Raw genomic sequence first — 17,743 nt, forward strand, 5'->3', positions numbered from 1 at the left:
CTTCACTCCCGATGGTCGTGGGTCTGGGTGATACGGCCCTGTTCCACGTGGAACAGGGCGACTGGCGTTTCCGTCTGCCAGCCTTCCCTCAATAATTCGTGGTCTACACAGGTGATGAAAACCTGGCAGCGTAAGTCTTCCAGCAAACGGCAAAGCGCTCGACGGTGGGCCTCGTCCAGTTCGGACGGCAAGTCATCCACCAGATAAATACACTGACCGCGACGGGCCTGGCTTACCAGGTGCCCCTGGGCGATACGCAAGGCACACACCACCAACTTCTGCTGCCCCCGGGACAAGATATCCGCGGCGTTATGCGCGCCCAAGCGAAGGCGCAAGTCAGCGCGTTGAGGGCCAGCCTGGGTGTGTCCCATTTGCTGGTCCCGTTGCAGCGAGCCGGCCAGTACGGCGCTCAGTTCCCGGTCCTTGTCCCAGCCTCGGTAATAGCTGAGCGTCAGGCCCTCAAGCTCAACCAGTTCGCTCAAGGTCTGCTCGAAGACCGGTTTCAGGGCTTTGATGTAAGCGCGGCGGTATTCATCGATTTCAGCGCTGGCCTGGCACAGTTCCCTGTCCCAAACCGCTTGCGAAACGGCGTCAAGTGTACCATGTCGCAGCCAAGAGTTTCGCTGGCGCAGCGCCTTCTGCAAGCGCTGCCAGGTTGCCATGAAACGAGGCTCGACATGGAACACCCCCCAGTCGAGGAATTGCCGGCGAATCTTGGGTGCCCCTTCCAGCAGACGGAAGCTGTCGGGGTTGATCAATTGCAACGGCAGGATTTCAGCCAGTTGCGCGGCACTGCGGGCGTTCTGTCCGTCGATGCGAATCTGGAACTCGCCTTGACGGTCCCTTGAAATGCCCAGCGCGCTATGCCCCCCTTCCGCCAGCTCCACCTGCCCGAACACGGTGCAAGCCAACTGATCGTATTGGATAACGGGTGACAGGCGGGTGCTGCGAAACGACCGGGCAAGCCCCAGCAGGTGGACAGCCTCCAGGACACTGGTCTTGCCGCTGCCGTTGGCGCCGTAAAGGATATTGATACGGGGGGAGGGGGCGAAGGTCACCGGGTGCAGATTGCGCACCGCGGTGACCGAGACGCGACTTAAGGACATCCAGTGGCCTGTACGGTTAATTGAGTACTCGAATTAGCCACAGGCCACTAATTACAGACGCATCGGCATGACAACGTAGGCCGAATCGTCGTTGTCGGACTCCTGCAGCAAGGCACTGCTGTTGGAGTCAGACAGGATCAGGCGAACCTGTTCGGTGGTCATTACACCCAGCACGTCGAGCAGATAGCTGACGTTGAAGCCGATTTCCAGGGAACCGCCGTTGTATTCAACGCCGACTTCTTCTTCCGCCTCTTCCTGTTCCGGGTTGTTCGCCTGGATCTTCAGTTGACCGTTGGCCAGTTGCAGACGGATACCACGGTACTTTTCGTTGGAGAGAATGGCAGTACGGCTGAACGCTTCACGCAGCGCCTGACGGTCGCCCAGGACCAGCTTGTCGCCCCCCTTGGGCAGTACGCGCTCATAGTCTGGGAATTTGCCGTCTACCAGTTTCGACGTGAAGGTGAACTCGCCGGTAGTGGCACGGATGTGGTGCTGGCCCAGGACGATGCTGACGTTGCCATCCGGCTCGGTCAGCAGACGCGCCAGTTCCAGGATACCCTTGCGCGGCACGATCACCTGGTGGCGATCCGGCTGACCGATATCGGCCTGCATCGAACACATGGCCAGGCGATGCCCGTCGGTGGCAACGGCGCGGATAATGCCGGCAGAGACTTCGAGCAGCATGCCGTTGAGGTAATAACGCACGTCCTGCTGAGCCATCGCGAAGCTGGTGCGCTCGATCAAACGGCGCAGACGGCTCTGCTCGAGACTGCAGGTCAGCGAGCCTGGGCCTTCTTCCACGGTTGGGAAGTCGTTGGCCGGAAGGGTCGAGAGAGTGAAACGGCTGCGACCTGCCTTGACCACGAGTTTCTGGTCGTCGACCTTGATGTCGATCAGCGCATCGTTGGGCAGGCTCTTGCAGATATCCATCAGCTTGCGCGCCGGCACCGTGATGGAGCCCGGATCGGCCGGCTCTTCAAGTTGCACACGACCCACCAGCTCGACTTCCAGGTCGGTACCGGTCAGCGACAGTTGCTGGCCTTCGACAACCAGCAGCACGTTGGAAAGTACCGGCAAGGTCTGGCGGCGTTCGACGACGCCTGCGACCAGTTGCAGGGGTTTCAACAGGGCTTCGCGTTGAATGGTGAAATGCATGGTCTAGTCCCTTGCCTTAATAAGCTGCGCTGGTGGTCATCAAGTGGTCAATGTACGCAGCAGGTTCTTGTAGTCCTCGCGGATGTCCGCGTCGGATTCCTTCAGTTCGTTGATCTTGCGGCAGGCGTGCAACACGGTCGTGTGGTCGCGCCCGCCAAACACATCGCCGATTTCCGGCAGGCTGTGGTTGGTCAGTTCCTTGGACAAGGCCATGGCCACTTGCCGTGGCCGGGCTACCGAACGCGAACGGCGTTTGGAGAGCAGGTCGGAAATCTTGATCTTGTAATACTCAGCAACGGTTCGCTGAATGTTATCCACAGAGACCAGCTTGTCCTGGAGTGCCAACAGATCCTTCAAGGACTCGCGAATCAATTCGATGGTGATATCGCGCCCCATGAAGTGAGAGTGAGCGATAACACGCTTGAGCGCACCCTCGAGCTCACGCACGTTTGAGCGAATACGCTGGGCGATGAAGAACGCCGCATCGTGAGGCAGCTCGACCTTGGCCTGATCGGCCTTTTTCATCAGGATCGCAACCCGGGTTTCCAGCTCAGGCGGCTCGACAGCCACCGTCAGGCCCCAGCCGAAACGCGACTTCAGGCGTTCTTCCAGGCCTTCGATTTCCTTCGGATATCGGTCGCTGGTGAGAATTACCTGTTGCCCGCCTTCGAGCAGGGCATTGAAGGTGTGGAAAAACTCCTCTTGGGAGCGTTCCTTGCGTGCGAAGAACTGAATGTCGTCGATCAGCAAGGCGTCCACCGAACGGTAGAAGCGCTTGAACTCGTTGATCGCATTCAGTTGCAGGGCCTTGACCATGTCCGCCACGAAACGCTCGGAATGCAGGTACACGACCTTTGCATTCGGATTCTTCTTCAACAGATGGTTGCCCACCGCATGCATCAAGTGGGTTTTACCCAGGCCCACGCCACCATAAAGGAACAGGGGGTTGTAGCCATGCTTGGGATTGTCGGCAACCTGCCAGGCCGCGGCACGAGCCAGTTGGTTGGACTTACCCTCGACGAAGTTCTCGAAGGTGAAGGTGCGGTTCAGGTAGCTGGTGTGCTTGAGCGCGCCTTCGACCTGGACGGTGCGCTGCTCTGCGCGTACCGGTGCCTGTTGTGAGCTGGCGCCGGCCATTGGATCGAAGCTGTCTCGGGAAGGCTCTTCGCTGGTTTCGGCGACTTTCTGTGCGCTTCGCTTGCTCGGAGCCGGCGTTGAAGCCGCAGGGGCAGCGTGGACCGGCGTCGGAGCAGCCTGGACCTGGGAAGCCGCGGCAGCCGCCAACGGGGCGTTCGGCGCGGCGCGGGGTGCAGAACTGCGTTTGCTACCTATTAATAAGGACAGCGCTGGTGCCATGCCATTGCCATGCTCGTCGAGCAGTTCCAGGACCCGGCCCAGGTACTTTTCGTTGACCCAGTCGAGGACGAAACGATTCGGTGCATAGACACGCAACTCGTCGCCTTCGGCTTCGACCTGTAGTGGACGGATCCAAGTGTTGAATTGTTGGGCAGGCAGCTCATCGCGCAAAAGCTCCACGCACTGCTGCCAAAGTTCCACTGACACGGATATCCCCTAAGTTGAAAGCCGGTGAGGCAAAAACAAGCGGCCATTGTAGCGAGCAGACGTTCACTTATCCACACGCAGGTTGATCATCGACCATGATTTATCAAAGCCTTAAGCACAAAAAAGGTGACAGGCGGTCGGTGGATAAGCTCTGTGGATAACCACCGTTGAGAGCATGGGACAAGTGCTACCGAAACCCAGTGGATAACCTGCCTGTGGATAACCCGCCATTCCGCGCACAGCTTATCCGATAGCGCAGCACAGCCTTACCACCGCTTTCCCGCCTAGTTGTCCTTCTCTGTACATATTGATTCATAAGGGCTCAGGGCAGTTATCCACAGATGGCTGCCAGCGTTGCTTTTATAAGCTCTACAGAAAAGCTTTAAATAATTCCCTTCTTTTTATATCTATGAGCGGGCGCTTTGCGAACCGATTCGTCGACGCGTATCTATTTAAAGGAAACGCTGGTTGGAAATTGACCTAGGGTCTTGCTTTCTCTAGAATCCCCGGTCTCTTAAAACAGGGGCCATTCCGGCCCGTTGTGGACGAACCAGGTAACACGACATGAAACGTACTTTCCAACCAAGCACTATCAAACGCGCTCGTACCCACGGTTTCCGTGCTCGCATGGCTACCAAGAACGGTCGTGCCGTCCTGTCGCGTCGTCGCGCCAAAGGTCGTGCACGTCTGGCAGTTTGATAATCCGGCACTGGAGGTGAGTCAGGACTTCAGTCGGGAAAAGCGTCTGCTTACACCCCGGCATTTCAAGGCAGTCTTTGACTCCCCTACCGGCAAGGTTCCGGGGAAAAATCTCCTGCTCCTTGCGCGCAGCAACGATCTCGATCACCCCCGTTTAGGGCTGGTTATCGGGAAAAAGAGCGTAAAGCTCTCCGTGCAGCGCAATCGCCTCAAACGTCTGATGCGCGAATCGTTTCGCCTGAACCAGGATTCTCTGGTCGGCTGGGACATCGTTATCGTCGCGCGCAAAGGTTTGGGTGACGTAGAAAACCCCGAATTGATTCAGCATTTCGGCAAGCTCTGGAAACGCCTGGCGCGCAACAAGCCAGCTCCGGCGGTCAACACCGAAACTGTAGGGGTAGACAGTCCCGATGCGTAAACTGGCACTCGTTCCGATCCAGTTTTATCGCTACGCCATTAGTCCCCTGATGGCCAGTCACTGTCGTTTCTACCCCAGTTGTTCCTGCTACGCGTACGAAGCCATAGAAAAACATGGCCTTTTGCGCGGTGGCTGGCTGACCTTTCGTCGTTTAGGTCGCTGTCATCCGTGGAATCCCGGTGGCTATGACCCGGTTCCGCCTATCCCTACCTCCCGTTCTTCTTCGATGGCCGAGTAATCATGGATATCAAACGCACGATCCTGATCGTCGCCCTGGCAATCGTGTCTTACGTCATGGTTCTTAAATGGAACCAGGACTATGGCCAGGCTGCCCTGCCGACTCAGAATGTTGCAGCCAGCAATACCGCACCGAGCCTGCCAGACACCGTTTCTGGCAACAACGCTGCCAGCAGTGATGACATTCCGCGCGCGACAAACGATACCAGTGCTCCTGCTGAAGCCCCTGTGGCTGCGAGCAAGGATCTCATCCAGATCAAGACCGACGTGCTGGAACTGGCAATCGATCCACAGGGCGGTGACGTTGCCCAATTGAAGCTGCCGCTCTATCCACGCCGCCAGGATCATCCGGATATCCCGTTCCAGCTGTTCGACAACGGCAACGAGCGGACCTACCTGGCCCAGAGCGGGCTGATTGGTAGCAATGGCCCCGATGCCAACCCGGCGGGTCGCCCGGTCTACTCGGCCGAGAAGAAGACTTACCAACTGGCCGATGGGCAGGATCAACTGGTCGTCGACCTGAAGTTCAGCAAGGACGGCGTCAACTACATCAAGCGCTTCACACTCAAACGTGGCCTGTATGACGTGGTCGTGTCCTATGTGATCGATAACCAGAGCGCGCAGCCCTGGTCCGGCGCTATGTTCGCCCAGCTGAAACGCGACGCCAGTGACGATCCTTCCTCCAGCACGGCCACCGGCACCGCGACTTATCTGGGCGCCGCCCTGTGGACAAGTTCCGAGCCCTACAAGAAAGTGTCCATGAAAGACATGGACAAGGCTCAGCTCAAGGAAACCGTTCAAGGTGGCTGGGTGGCCTGGCTGCAGCACTACTTCGTGACGGCCTGGATTCCGCAGAAGGGCGAAACCAATGTCGTCCAGACTCGTAAGGACAGCAAAGGCAACTACATCGTCGGCTACACCGGCCCGGCGTTGACCGTGGCCCCAGGCGCCAAGGCCGAGACCAGCGCCATTCTGTATGCCGGCCCGAAAAGCCAGGCTGTGTTGAAAGAGTTGTCCCCAGGTCTGGAACTCACTGTCGACTACGGTTTCCTGTGGTTCATTGCGCAACCGATCTTCTGGCTGCTGCAACATATCCACAGCATTGTTGGTAACTGGGGTTGGTCGATCATTTTCCTGACCATGCTGATCAAGGGCATCTTCTTCCCATTGTCGGCAGCCAGCTATAAATCCATGGCCCGCATGCGCGCCGTGGCACCGAAGCTCGCTGCCTTGAAAGAACAACATGGCGATGACCGGCAGAAAATGTCCCAGGCCATGATGGAGTTGTACAAGAAAGAGAAGATCAACCCCCTGGGTGGTTGCTTGCCGATTCTCGTACAAATGCCCGTATTCCTGGCGCTCTACTGGGTTCTGCTGGAAAGCGTGGAGATGCGTCAGGCACCGTTCATGCTGTGGATAACCGACCTGTCGATCAAGGATCCGTTCTTCATCCTGCCGATCATCATGGGCGCGACCATGTTCATCCAGCAGCAGTTGAACCCGACGCCTCCGGATCCAATGCAGGCGAAGGTCATGAAAATGATGCCGATCATCTTCACCTTCTTCTTCTTGTGGTTCCCGGCCGGTCTGGTGCTGTACTGGGTTGTGAACAACGTGCTGTCCATTACTCAGCAGTGGTACATCACGCGTAAGATCGAAGCGGCTACGAAAAAAGCCGAGGCGTAACTTGCACTGTGGATAACCACACAAAACGCCCCCTAGTGGGGCGTTCTGCTATCTGCCACTTTTGTCTGGATATCGGTTATGAGCGCACCTCGTGAAACCATCGCCGCCGTTGCCACTGCCCAGGGGCGAGGCGGCGTCGGCATCGTCCGAATTTCCGGTCCCCTGGCCAGCGTCGTGGCCAAGGCCATCAGTGGGCGCGAGCTCAAGCCACGGTTCGCTCACTATGGCCCTTTTTTCAGCGATGACCGGCAAGTGCTCGATGAAGGACTCGCGCTCTATTTTCCAGGGCCAAACTCTTTCACTGGGGAAGACGTGCTGGAACTGCAGGGCCATGGCGGCCCAGTAGTGCTGGATATGTTGCTCCACAGATGCCTTGAGTTGGGCTGCCGCCTGGCGCGGCCGGGTGAATTCAGCGAGCGAGCTTTCCTCAACGACAAACTCGACCTGGCCCAGGCTGAGGCGATCGCCGACCTGATCGAAGCCAGTTCAGCGCAGGCTGCGCGCAACGCACTGCGTTCCCTGCAGGGCGCTTTTTCCCAGCGTGTGCATAACCTCACCGAACAGTTGATTGGCCTGAGGATCTATGTCGAAGCGGCGATCGATTTTCCCGAGGAAGAAATCGACTTCCTTGCCGATGGCCATGTGCTGAGCATGCTCGACAAAGTACGCGATGAATTATCCACAGTCCTGCGGGAAGCCGGACAAGGTGCCTTATTGCGAGACGGCATGACCGTGGTGATCGCCGGACGGCCCAATGCCGGCAAATCGAGCTTGCTCAATGCCCTGGCCGGTCGTGAGGCGGCGATTGTCACCGAGATCGCCGGTACTACCCGGGATATCCTGCGCGAACATATCCACATCGACGGCATGCCTCTGCACGTTGTGGACACCGCAGGTTTGCGCGATACCGACGACCAGGTGGAGAAAATTGGCGTCGAACGGGCGTTGAAAGCCATCGGTGAAGCTGATCGAGTACTGCTGGTAGTCGACGCGACCGCCCCGGAAGCAGACGATCCTTTTGCCTTGTGGCCTGAATTTCTCGAAGTGCGCCCGGATCCCGCGAAGGTTACGCTGATCCGCAATAAAGCCGACCTTACGGGAGAAGCGATAGCACTCGAGGTCAGCGACGACGGCCACGTGACCATCAGCCTGAGCGCGAAAGCCGCAGGAGAGGGCCTGGAGTTGCTGCGTGAACACCTCAAGGCTTGCATGGGCTATGAGCAAACCTCGGAGAGCAGCTTCAGCGCCCGACGCCGGCACCTCGAGGCGTTGCGCCATGCCAGCGCGGCGTTGGAACACGGTCGTGCTCAGCTTACATTGGCTGGCGCCGGTGAGCTGTTGGCCGAGGATCTTCGTCAGGCCCAGCACTCATTGGGTGAGATCACGGGCGCCTTCAGCTCCGATGACCTCCTGGGAAGGATCTTTTCCAGCTTCTGCATCGGCAAATAGCACCAGGGCTGTGGGCAGTCTATCCACAGTCCTGGTTTGAATAATTGCCCGTAGGAATCCCACCGGCCAGCTCGCTGGCCGTCATAACGCCCTGGATCGTTATCCCAATCTTCTCTAGCCGGTCCTGGCAACCCGGGCGGCACGCCCTCGCCCATCTTTCTTGGCGGGTGTGGTTACGCAGCACATCGATCCTTCGATCCTTCGATGCTGTTACCCGCCAAATAGTCTGCATTCCCTCTCCAGGCCTATTCGATGACAGGATCAAGCCCTGTGAATAACCGCGCCTGAGATCCGTTGATAACCCCCCTGAAAAGCCGAGGATAATCGCCTCTGTGGATAATCTATCTATTAATCCACAGGCTTACGGCAGTTATCCAACCCCCTCCCAGCTACATGACCACAGACTTTTGAAACTCTGTACACCTTGAAAATCGTAGCCTACAGAGATTTATCCACAGGCTGGTGGCTGCATAAGAATAAACATAAAAACAAAGGTTTTATAAATTTCTCTCTTTTTTAATTTTTTAACCGCGAGTTCTCCACAGCTGGTTAAATTTTGTGCAAAGGGTTCTTTAGGAAGGGCGAAGTCCCTATACTTGCCGACCTGGTTCAGAAAACACCCAGGCCAGACTCATAACCTTTTCCGAATTACCTGAATTAAGCAGGCACGAGGTGCGTGGTGGATTTCCCTTCCCGTTTTGAAGTGATCGTCATCGGCGGCGGTCATGCCGGTACCGAGGCAGCACTCGCCTCAGCACGCATGGGCGTCAAAACCCTGCTGTTGACGCATAACGTGGAAACCCTTGGGGCCATGAGCTGCAACCCGGCCATTGGTGGTATAGGCAAGAGCCATCTGGTCAAGGAAATCGATGCCCTTGGCGGCGCGATGGCCATGGCCACCGATAAAGGCGGCATTCAGTTCCGCGTATTGAACAGCCGCAAGGGCCCGGCGGTACGGGCGACTCGCGCCCAGGCCGATCGGGTCCTGTACAAGGCGGCTGTCCGTGAAATCCTGGAAAACCAGCCGAACCTGTGGATATTTCAACAAGCGGCAGACGACCTGATCGTTGAACAGGATCAGGTCCGAGGTGTCGTGACCCAGATGGGTCTGCGTTTCTTCGCCGAATCCGTGGTATTGACCACAGGGACTTTCCTTGGCGGACTTATCCACATTGGCTTGCAGAATTATTCTGGTGGTCGCGCGGGTGATCCGCCGTCCATCGCACTGGCCCAGCGTCTGCGGGAGTTGCCATTGCGTGTCGGACGCCTGAAGACAGGCACCCCGCCGCGTATCGATGGGCGGTCTGTGGATTTCTCGGTCATGACCGAACAGCCGGGCGATACCCCAATACCGGTCATGTCGTTCATGGGTTCGAAGGAGCAGCACCCGAAACAGGTGAGCTGCTGGATCACCCATACCAATGCCCGTACCCATGAAATCATTGCTGCCAACCTGGATCGCTCGCCGATGTATTCCGGTGTGATCGAGGGGGTGGGCCCCCGTTACTGCCCGTCCATCGAAGACAAGATCCATCGTTTTGCAGACAAGGAAAGCCATCAGGTCTTCATCGAGCCGGAAGGCCTGACTACCCATGAGCTTTACCCGAACGGGATTTCCACTTCCCTGCCGTTCGATGTGCAGCTGCAGATCGTGCAATCGATCCGGGGCATGGAAAACGCCCACATCGTTCGCCCAGGTTATGCCATCGAGTATGACTATTTCGATCCACGTGACCTGAAGTACAGCCTGGAAACCAAGGTCATTGGTGGTCTGTTCTTCGCTGGGCAGATCAACGGCACCACCGGCTACGAAGAAGCCGGGGCCCAAGGCCTGCTGGCGGGGACCAACGCCGCACTGCGGGCCCGCGGCCAGGACAGCTGGTGCCCACGACGCGATGAAGCGTACATCGGTGTATTGGTGGACGACCTGATTACCCTGGGTACCCAGGAACCGTATCGGATGTTCACTTCCCGTGCGGAATATCGCCTGATCCTGCGTGAAGACAACGCCGACTTGCGCCTGACCGAGAAGGGACGCGAATTGGGGTTGGTAGACGATGTACGTTGGGCGGCGTTCTGCAAGAAACGCGAAAGTATCGCGCTGGAAGAGCAGCGCCTGAAAAGTACCTGGGTTCGTCCCGGTACCGAACAGGGTGATGCCATCGCGGCCAGGTTCGGTACGCCGCTGACCCATGAATACAACTTGCTCAACCTCTTGAGCCGCCCGGAAATCGATTACGCCGGGTTGGTGGAGGTCACGGGCGAGGGCGCCCAGGACCCACAGGTTGCCGAGCAGGTCGAGATCAAGACCAAATACGCCGGCTACATTGACCGCCAGCAGGACGAGATTGCTCGTCTGCGCGCCAGTGAGAACACGAAATTGCCTGTGGATATCGATTACACAGTCATATCCGGGCTGTCGAAGGAAATCCAGAGCAAGCTCGGTGCGACTCGTCCGGAGACGTTGGGCCAGGCTTCGCGTATCCCTGGGGTGACTCCGGCAGCGATTTCCCTGTTGATGATTCATTTGAAAAAACGCGGCGCGGGCCGTCAGTTGGAGCAAAGCGCTTGAGTTCGTTGGTCACCTCGCAACACGCCGAAGAGTTATCCACAGGTGCTCGCCAACTTGGGGTATGCCTGAGCGAAACTCAGCATGCGCAACTACTGGATTATCTGGCGCTGTTGATCAAATGGAACAAGGCTTACAACCTGACTGCCGTGCGCGATCCGGATGAAATGGTGTCTCGGCATCTGCTCGACAGTCTCAGTGTGATGTCTTTCATCGAAAATGGCCGGTGGCTTGATGTCGGCAGCGGTGGAGGCATGCCCGGGATCCCCTTGGCGATCCTGTTTCCAGAGGCGCAAGTGACGTGCCTGGACAGTAACGGCAAGAAAACCCGTTTCCTCACGCAGGTCAAACTCGAGCTCAAGTTGGATAACCTCCAAGTTATCCACAGTCGCGTGGAAGCGTTCCAGCCTGCTCTGCCGTTCGACGGGATCATTTCCCGGGCATTCAGCAGCATGGAAAACTTCACCAACTGGACTCGCCACCTCGGCGGTGGGAATACGCGCTGGCTGGCAATGAAGGGCGTTCATCCGGCCGATGAGCTGGTAGCATTGCCGGCAGACTTCCACCTCGATAGCGAACACGCCTTGGCCGTACCTGGTTGCCAAGGCCAACGCCATCTGCTGATACTGCGCCGCACGGCATGATTGGGAACACAAGCAAGAATGGCTAAGGTATTCGCGATAGCGAACCAGAAAGGTGGTGTGGGCAAGACCACCACCTGCATCAACCTCGCAGCATCCCTGGTCGCGACCAAGCGCCGGGTGTTGCTGATCGATCTCGATCCACAGGGCAACGCCACCATGGGCAGCGGTGTGGATAAACATGGCCTGGAAAATTCCATCTACGACGTTCTGATCGGTGAATGCGATCTGGGCCAGGCCATGCATTTCTCCGAACACGGCGGTTATCAACTGCTCCCGGCGAACCGTGACCTGACGGCGGCCGAGGTGGTGCTGCTGGAAATGCAGATGAAGGAAAGCCGCCTGCGCAGCGCCCTGGCGCCCATCCGGGAAAACTACGACTACATCCTGATCGACTGCCCACCATCGTTGTCGATGCTGACACTGAACGCCCTGGTGGCCGCCGATGGGGTCATTATCCCGATGCAGTGCGAATATTTTGCATTGGAAGGGTTGAGCGACCTTGTGGATAACATCAAGCGCATCTCCGAATTGCTGAACCCGGAGCTGAAAGTCGAAGGCTTGCTGCGGACCATGTACGACCCGCGCCTGAGCCTGATGAACGATGTTTCTGTCCAGCTCAAGGAACATTTCGGCGAGCAGCTCTACGATACGGTCATTCCGCGTAACATCCGCCTGGCCGAAGCGCCGAGCTACGGGATGCCGGCCCTGGCCTATGACAAACAATCCCGTGGTGCGCTGGCTTACCTGGCCCTGGCGGGCGAAATGGTTCGCCGTCAGCGCCGTAATCCACGCACCGCCGCCGCCCAGCCAACTTAAGGAAACCCCATGGCCATCAAGAAACGTGGGCTCGGACGTGGACTGGATGCGCTGCTCAGCGGTCCCACCGTCAGTACGCTGGAAGAACAGGCCGTGCAGGCCGACCAGCGCGAATTGCAGCACCTGCCGCTGGACCTGATCCAGCGTGGCAAATACCAGCCGCGCCGGGACATGGACCCGCAGGCGCTGGAGGAACTGGCTCAATCGATCAAGAGCCAGGGCGTGATGCAACCCATCGTAGTGCGCCCGATAGACGGCGGCCGCTATGAGATCATCGCAGGCGAACGCCGCTGGCGTGCGAGCCAGCAGGCTGGTCAGGAAACCATTCCGGCGATGGTACGCGACGTGCCGGATGAAACCGCCATTGCCATGGCGTTGATCGAAAACATCCAGCGTGAAGACCTCAATCCGATCGAAGAGGCAGTTGCCCTGCAACGTTTGCAACAGGAATTCCAGCTGACCCAGCAACAGGTCGCCGAAGCGGTGGGCAAGTCCCGCGTGACCGTGGCCAACCTGTTGCGGCTGATCGCCTTGCCGGAAGTTATCAAGACCATGCTGTCCCATGGCGACCTGGAAATGGGTCATGCACGGGCTCTGCTCGGTTTGCCGGAAAATCAACAGGTTGAAGGGGCGCGACATGTTGTCGCACGAGGCCTCACCGTGCGCCAAACCGAGGCACTGGTTCGCCAGTGGCTCAGTGGTAAACCGGCCCCTGTCGAAGCCCCCAAACCCGACCCGGATATCGCTCGCCTGGAACAGCGCCTGGCCGAGCGCCTGGGCTCTGCGGTGCAGATTCGCCACGGCAAGAAGGGAAAAGGCCAATTGGTGATTGGCTATAACTCCCTCGACGAGTTGCAAGGCGTTCTTGCGCACATCCGCTGAAACAATTGCTCTTGTAGCGCCCAGTCGGAAATCACTACCCGGCAGTTGAATAGGGGCAGAACCGCCCCTATACTCTGCGCGCATTTTGTCGGCACAAATTATGCCAAGTTATTGATTTCAGGCAGCCGACCACTGGAGAGCAAAAGCGATGGAAACCCGCACGCCAAACCGCTTGCCGTTCCATCGTCTGGCAGTTTTTCCGGTCTTGATGACACAGTTCGCCGTTGTACTGATCGCCACGTTGGCGCTCTGGCAATGGAAAGGAGTCGTCGCCGGATACTCGGGTCTTTGCGGAGGCCTGATAGCCTTGCTTCCCAATATTTACTTCGCTCACAAGGCATTTCGGTTTTCCGGCGCCCGAGCAGCCCAGGCTATCGTCCGGTCTTTTTATGCCGGCGAGGCGGGGAAACTGATTTTGACGGCAATGCTGTTTGCATTGACGTTCGCAGGTGTGAAGCCATTGGCGCCGCTGGCTGTATTCGGCGTCTTCGTGCTGACCCAACTGGTCAGCTGGTTCGCTCCCCTGCTGATGAGAACAAGACTTTCGAGACCTTAGGGCGTTTGAGGCACACATGGCAGAGACAACCGCTTCGGGCTATATCCAGCACCACTTGCAGAACCTGACCTTCGGTCAGCTACCCAACGGCGGCTGGGGCTTTGCCCACACCGCAGCAGAAGCCAAGGAAATGGGCTTCTGGGCTTTCCACGTCGATACCCTCGGCTGGTCGGTCGCGCTGGGTCTGATCTTCGTCTTCCTCTTCCGCATGGCAGCGAAGAAGGCCACTTCGGGTCAGCCAGGTGCGTTGCAGAACTTCGTCGAAGTCCTGGTCGAGTTCGTCGATGGCAGCGTGAAAGACAGCTTCCATGGCCGTAGCCCGGTCATCGCGCCATTGGCATTGACCATCTTCGTCTGGGTGTTTCTGATGAACGCCATCGACCTCATCCCGGTCGACTGGATTCCTCAACTGGCCATCCTGATTTCCGGTGATTCGCATATCCCGTTCCGCGCCGTGTCGACCACCGACCCGAACGCGACCCTGGGCATGGCGTTCTCGGTCTTCGCACTGATCATTTTCTATAGCATCAAGGTCAAGGGTATCGGCGGCTTCATCGGCGAACTGACCCTGCATCCGTTCGGCAGCAAGAACATCCTCGTTCAAGCCCTGCTGATCCCGGTGAACTTCCTGCTGGAATTCGTGACCCTGATCGCCAAGCCGATCTCTCTGGCTCTGCGTCTGTTCGGCAACATGTATGCCGGCGAGCTGGTGTTCATCCTGATCGCCGTGATGTTCGGCAGCGGCCTGCTCTGGCTCAGCGGCCTGGGCGTTGCACTGCAGTGGGCGTGGGCTGTGTTCCACATCCTGATCATCACCCTGCAGGCGTTCATCTTCATGATGCTGACCATCGTCTACCTGTCGATGGCGCACGAAGAAAACCATTAAGGCCAGTCTCGACTAGTCTGATGTCCTTCCCGGTCAAACGGGAGGGGGCCGGAACAGGCCACGATGAAACGATTTGTTTTACCGCTTTAAATTAAAAAAACCTAAACCATACGACGTAAAAGTCGGGAGGAAAGATGGAAACTGTAGTTGGTCTAACCGCTATCGCTGTTGCACTGTTGATCGGCCTGGGCGCACTGGGTACCGCAATTGGTTTCGGCCTGTTGGGCGGCAAGTTCCTGGAAGGCGCTGCTCGTCAGCCAGAAATGGTTCCAATGCTGCAAGTCAAGATGTTCATCGTTGCCGGTCTGCTCGACGCCGTAACCATGATCGGTGTTGGTATCGCTCTGTTCTTCACCTTTGCGAACCCGTTCGTTGGTCAGATCGCTGGCTGATTACTCGGATTCTCCGAGTAGATTGGTGTGATGGACAACGTAACTGCGAGGTGTTGGCGTGAACATTAATGCGACCCTGATTGGCCAGTCCGTTGCGTTCCTGATTTTTGTATTGTTCTGCATGAAGTTCGTATGGCCTCCGGTCATCGCGGCTCTGCACGAACGTCAAAAGAAGATCGCAGATGGTCTGGACGCTGCCAGCCGTGCAGCTCGCGACCTGGAGTTGGCCCAAGAGAAAGTGGGTCAGCAACTGCGCGAAGCGAAAGCCCAGGCAGCTGAAATCATCGAGCAAGCCAAGAAACGCGGTACTCAGATTGTCGACGAAGCCCGTGAACAGGCTCGCGTCGAAGCTGAACGTGTGAAGGCCCAGGCTCAAGCCGAGATCGAACAGGAACTCAACAGTGTCAAAGACGCGCTGCGTGCCCAAGTGGGTAGCCTGGCCGTTGGCGGTGCTTCGAAGATCCTGGGTGCCACAATCGATCAAAACGCGCACGCAGAGCTGGTAAACAAACTGGCTGCTGAAATCTAAGCGAGGGCGATCATGGCAGAACTGACCACGTTGGCCCGACCTTACGCTAAGGCGGCCTTCGAGCACGCTCAGGCCCACCAGCAACTGGCCAATTGGTCAGCCATGCTCGGCCTGGCGGCAGCGGTGTCGAAAGATGACACCATGCAGCGCGTGCTCAAGGCCCCGCGACTGACGAGCGCAGAAAAGGCCGCCACGTTCATTGACGTGTGCGGCGACAAGTTCGATGCCAAGGCACAGAATTTCATTCACGTCGTTGCCGAAAACGACCGTCTCCCGCTTCTGCCGGAGATCGCCGCCCTGTTCGACCTGTACAAGGCCGAGCAGGAGAAGTCGGTAGACGTGGAAGTGACCAGTGCTTTTGCATTGAACCAAGAACAGCAAGACAAACTCGCCAAGGTTCTCAGTGCACGACTCAACCGGGAAGTGCGTCTGGACGTTACGGAAGACCCTGCCTTGATTGGTGGTGTCGTTATCCGCGCCGGTGACCTGGTTATCGATGGCTCGATTCGCGGCAAACTCGCGAAACTTGCCGAAGCATTGAAATCTTGAGTTTGAAGGGGCAGCAGAGCAATGCAGCAACTCAATCCTTCCGAAATAAGTGAAATTATCAAGGGCCGCATCGAAAAGCTCGATGTGACCTCCCAAGCCCGTAACGAAGGCACTGTCGTCAGCGTATCTGACGGCATCGTGCGGATTCACGGTCTGGCCGACGTCATGTACGGCGAGATGATCGAGTTTCCGGGCGGCGTCTACGGTATGGCCCTCAACCTGGAGCAAGACTCCGTAGGTGCCGTTGTACTGGGTGCCTACACGACTCTGGCTGAAGGCATGAGCGCCAAGTGCACCGGCCGCATCCTTGAAGTTCCGGTAGGTAAGGAACTGCTGGGTCGCGTCGTCGATGCGCTGGGTAACCCTGTTGACGGCAAAGGTCCGCTGAACAACACCGAGACCGATGCGGTCGAGAAAGTTGCTCCAGGCGTGATCTGGCGTAAGTCGGTAGACCAGCCTGTACAGACTGGCTACAAGGCAGTCGATGCCATGATCCCTGTCGGCCGTGGCCAGCGTGAGCTGATCATCGGTGACCGTCAGATCGGTAAGACCGCTCTGGCGATCGACGCGATCATCAACCAGAAGAACAGCGGTATCTATTGCGTATACGTGGCAATCGGTCAGAAGCAATCGACCATCGCCAACGTGGTTCGCAAGCTGGAAGAGAACGGTGCACTGGCTAACACCATCATCGTTGCCGCCAGCGCCTCCGAATCGGCCGCACTGCAATTCCTGGCACCATACTCCGGCTGCACCATGGGCGAGTTCTTCCGCGATCGCGGTGAAGACGCGCTGATCGTCTATGACGATCTGTCCAAGCAAGCAGTGGCCTACCGCCAGATTTCCCTGCTGCTGCGCCGTCCGCCAGGACGTGAAGCCTACCCAGGTGACGTGTTCTATCTCCACTCCCGTCTGCTGGAGCGCGCATCCCGCGTTTCGGAAGAGTACGTAGAGAAGTTCACCAATGGCGCCGTCACCGGCAAGACCGGCTCCCTGACCGCCTTGCCGATCATCGAAACCCAGGCTGGCGACGTTTCCGCGTTCGTTCCGACCAACGTGATCTCCATCACCGACGGTCAGATCTTCCTGGAATCGGCCATGTTCAACTCGGGCATCCGTCCTGCTGTGAACGCCGGTGTTTCGGTATCCCGTGTGGGTGGTGCCGCTCAGACCAAGATCATCAAGAAGCTGTCCGGTGGTATCCGTACCGCCCTGGCCCAGTACCGTGAACTGGCGGCATTTGCCCAGTTCGCTTCTGACCTGGACGAAGCGACCCGTAAGCAACTTGAGCATGGTCAGCGCGTTACCGAGCTGATGAAGCAGAAGCAATACGCACCTATGTCGATCGCTGACATGGCGCTGTCGCTGTATGCCGCTGAGCGTGGGTTCCTGACTGACATTGAAATCGCCAAGATCGGCAGCTTCGAACAAGCGCTGATTGCTTTCTTCAACCGCGATCACGCCGATTTGATGGCCAAGATCAACGTGAAGGGTGACTTCAATGACGAAATCGACGCTGGCCTCAAAGCCGGTATCGAGAAGTTCAAGGCCACCCAAACCTGGTAAGCCGCAGCGGGAGCCGCAAGGCTCCCGCTTGCTAACCTGAT

Annotated in this window: 18 protein-coding genes; 15 read left to right on the forward strand and 3 right to left on the reverse strand. The window is 57.7% G+C overall.

From position 1 onward, the window contains the following. Window positions 1-2: 2 nt before the first annotated feature. The 3 genes from recF to dnaA are packed head-to-tail and all read right to left on the reverse strand — an operon-like array spanning window position 3 to window position 3,824. Entirely contained in the window at window positions 3-1,106 is a 1,104-nt protein-coding gene (gene recF, locus BT179_RS04330; RefSeq protein WP_072397553.1) for a DNA replication/repair protein RecF, read from the reverse strand. 51 nt (window positions 1,107-1,157) lie between these two features. Then, complete coding sequence (gene dnaN / locus BT179_RS04335; RefSeq protein WP_072397551.1) at window positions 1,158-2,261, reverse strand: DNA polymerase III subunit beta; 1,104 nt, start codon at window positions 2,259-2,261, stop codon at window positions 1,158-1,160. A gap of 39 nt (window positions 2,262-2,300) precedes the next feature. Beyond that, the gene (dnaA, locus tag BT179_RS04340) at window positions 2,301-3,824 is read right to left on the reverse strand and encodes a chromosomal replication initiator protein DnaA (RefSeq protein WP_072431317.1); all 1,524 of its coding nucleotides are present in this window, start codon (window positions 3,822-3,824) and stop codon (window positions 2,301-2,303) included. Between the two features lie 564 nt (window positions 3,825-4,388). Between dnaA and rpmH the strand changes: the two genes are divergently transcribed. From rpmH to atpA, 15 genes are all read left to right on the forward strand, one after another. Continuing rightward, window positions 4,389-4,523, forward strand: coding sequence for a 50S ribosomal protein L34 (gene rpmH, locus BT179_RS04345; RefSeq protein ID WP_003213577.1), 135 nt, complete (start codon window positions 4,389-4,391; stop codon window positions 4,521-4,523). 16 nt (window positions 4,524-4,539) lie between these two features. After that, window positions 4,540-4,941, forward strand: a complete 402-nt coding sequence (rnpA, locus tag BT179_RS04350; protein WP_197685723.1) for a ribonuclease P protein component — start codon at window positions 4,540-4,542, stop codon at window positions 4,939-4,941. Continuing rightward, entirely contained in the window at window positions 4,934-5,179 is a 246-nt protein-coding gene (gene yidD, locus BT179_RS04355; protein WP_072397545.1) for a membrane protein insertion efficiency factor YidD, read from the forward strand. Before rnpA ends, yidD begins: the two co-directional genes overlap by 8 nt. A 2-nt stretch (window positions 5,180-5,181) precedes the next feature. Continuing rightward, the gene (gene yidC / locus BT179_RS04360) at window positions 5,182-6,864 is read left to right on the forward strand and encodes a membrane protein insertase YidC (protein WP_072397543.1); all 1,683 of its coding nucleotides are present in this window, start codon (window positions 5,182-5,184) and stop codon (window positions 6,862-6,864) included. A 78-nt stretch (window positions 6,865-6,942) separates the two neighbouring features. Then, on the forward strand, window positions 6,943-8,313 hold the full coding sequence (gene mnmE / locus BT179_RS04365; protein ID WP_072397533.1) for a tRNA uridine-5-carboxymethylaminomethyl(34) synthesis GTPase MnmE: 1,371 nt from the start codon (window positions 6,943-6,945) through the stop codon (window positions 8,311-8,313). A 679-nt stretch (window positions 8,314-8,992) separates the two neighbouring features. After that, window positions 8,993-10,885, forward strand: a complete 1,893-nt coding sequence (gene mnmG, locus BT179_RS04370; protein WP_072431319.1) for a tRNA uridine-5-carboxymethylaminomethyl(34) synthesis enzyme MnmG — start codon at window positions 8,993-8,995, stop codon at window positions 10,883-10,885. After that, complete coding sequence (gene rsmG / locus BT179_RS04375) at window positions 10,882-11,526, forward strand: 16S rRNA (guanine(527)-N(7))-methyltransferase RsmG (RefSeq protein ID WP_072397511.1); 645 nt, start codon at window positions 10,882-10,884, stop codon at window positions 11,524-11,526. The genes mnmG and rsmG overlap by 4 nt, the downstream gene beginning before the upstream one ends. 18 nt (window positions 11,527-11,544) lie before the next feature. Further along, window positions 11,545-12,342: a ParA family protein gene (locus BT179_RS04380; protein WP_072397510.1), complete on the forward strand. Its 798-nt coding sequence runs from the start codon at window positions 11,545-11,547 to the stop codon at window positions 12,340-12,342. Between the two features lie 9 nt (window positions 12,343-12,351). Then, the gene (locus tag BT179_RS04385; RefSeq protein ID WP_072397508.1) at window positions 12,352-13,224 is read left to right on the forward strand and encodes a ParB/RepB/Spo0J family partition protein; all 873 of its coding nucleotides are present in this window, start codon (window positions 12,352-12,354) and stop codon (window positions 13,222-13,224) included. Between the two features lie 148 nt (window positions 13,225-13,372). Then, the gene (locus BT179_RS04390) at window positions 13,373-13,780 is read left to right on the forward strand and encodes a F0F1 ATP synthase subunit I (RefSeq protein WP_072431320.1); all 408 of its coding nucleotides are present in this window, start codon (window positions 13,373-13,375) and stop codon (window positions 13,778-13,780) included. Window positions 13,781-13,796: 16 nt separating this feature from the next. Then, a complete protein-coding gene (gene atpB / locus BT179_RS04395) occupies window positions 13,797-14,666 on the forward strand; it encodes a F0F1 ATP synthase subunit A (RefSeq protein WP_072397495.1) in 870 nt (289 codons plus the stop codon). Window positions 14,667-14,800: 134 nt separating this feature from the next. Beyond that, window positions 14,801-15,058: a F0F1 ATP synthase subunit C gene (gene atpE / locus BT179_RS04400; protein ID WP_003097235.1), complete on the forward strand. Its 258-nt coding sequence runs from the start codon at window positions 14,801-14,803 to the stop codon at window positions 15,056-15,058. Between the two features lie 58 nt (window positions 15,059-15,116). Further along, entirely contained in the window at window positions 15,117-15,587 is a 471-nt protein-coding gene (locus tag BT179_RS04405) for a F0F1 ATP synthase subunit B (RefSeq protein WP_072397493.1), read from the forward strand. A 12-nt stretch (window positions 15,588-15,599) separates the two neighbouring features. After that, entirely contained in the window at window positions 15,600-16,136 is a 537-nt protein-coding gene (locus tag BT179_RS04410; protein WP_072397491.1) for a F0F1 ATP synthase subunit delta, read from the forward strand. A 21-nt stretch (window positions 16,137-16,157) separates the two neighbouring features. After that, a complete protein-coding gene (gene atpA, locus BT179_RS04415) occupies window positions 16,158-17,702 on the forward strand; it encodes a F0F1 ATP synthase subunit alpha (RefSeq protein ID WP_072397489.1) in 1,545 nt (514 codons plus the stop codon). Window positions 17,703-17,743 lie beyond the last annotated feature (41 nt).

It is taken from the genome of Pseudomonas sp. NFACC43, assembly GCF_900119645.1.
Lineage (GTDB): Bacteria > Pseudomonadota > Gammaproteobacteria > Pseudomonadales > Pseudomonadaceae > Aquipseudomonas.

Bases quoted from the DNA above. Each gene is read 5' to 3' on its own strand.
- recF (WP_072397553.1), bottom strand. From the start codon at position 1,106: ATGTCCTTAAGTCGCGTCTCGGTCACCGCGGTGCGCAATCTGCACCCG.
- dnaN (WP_072397551.1), bottom strand. From the start codon at position 2,261: ATGCATTTCACCATTCAACGCGAAGCCCTGTTGAAACCCCTGCAACTG.
- rpmH (WP_003213577.1), top strand. From the start codon at position 4,389: ATGAAACGTACTTTCCAACCAAGCACTATCAAACGCGCTCGTACCCAC.
- yidD (WP_072397545.1), top strand. From the start codon at position 4,934: ATGCGTAAACTGGCACTCGTTCCGATCCAGTTTTATCGCTACGCCATT.
- yidC (WP_072397543.1), top strand. From the start codon at position 5,182: ATGGATATCAAACGCACGATCCTGATCGTCGCCCTGGCAATCGTGTCT.
- mnmE (WP_072397533.1), top strand. From the start codon at position 6,943: ATGAGCGCACCTCGTGAAACCATCGCCGCCGTTGCCACTGCCCAGGGG.
- BT179_RS04380 (WP_072397510.1), top strand. From the start codon at position 11,545: ATGGCTAAGGTATTCGCGATAGCGAACCAGAAAGGTGGTGTGGGCAAG.
- BT179_RS04385 (WP_072397508.1), top strand. From the start codon at position 12,352: ATGGCCATCAAGAAACGTGGGCTCGGACGTGGACTGGATGCGCTGCTC.
- BT179_RS04390 (WP_072431320.1), top strand. From the start codon at position 13,373: ATGGAAACCCGCACGCCAAACCGCTTGCCGTTCCATCGTCTGGCAGTT.
- atpB (WP_072397495.1), top strand. From the start codon at position 13,797: ATGGCAGAGACAACCGCTTCGGGCTATATCCAGCACCACTTGCAGAAC.
- atpE (WP_003097235.1), top strand. From the start codon at position 14,801: ATGGAAACTGTAGTTGGTCTAACCGCTATCGCTGTTGCACTGTTGATC.
- BT179_RS04410 (WP_072397491.1), top strand. From the start codon at position 15,600: ATGGCAGAACTGACCACGTTGGCCCGACCTTACGCTAAGGCGGCCTTC.
- atpA (WP_072397489.1), top strand. From the start codon at position 16,158: ATGCAGCAACTCAATCCTTCCGAAATAAGTGAAATTATCAAGGGCCGC.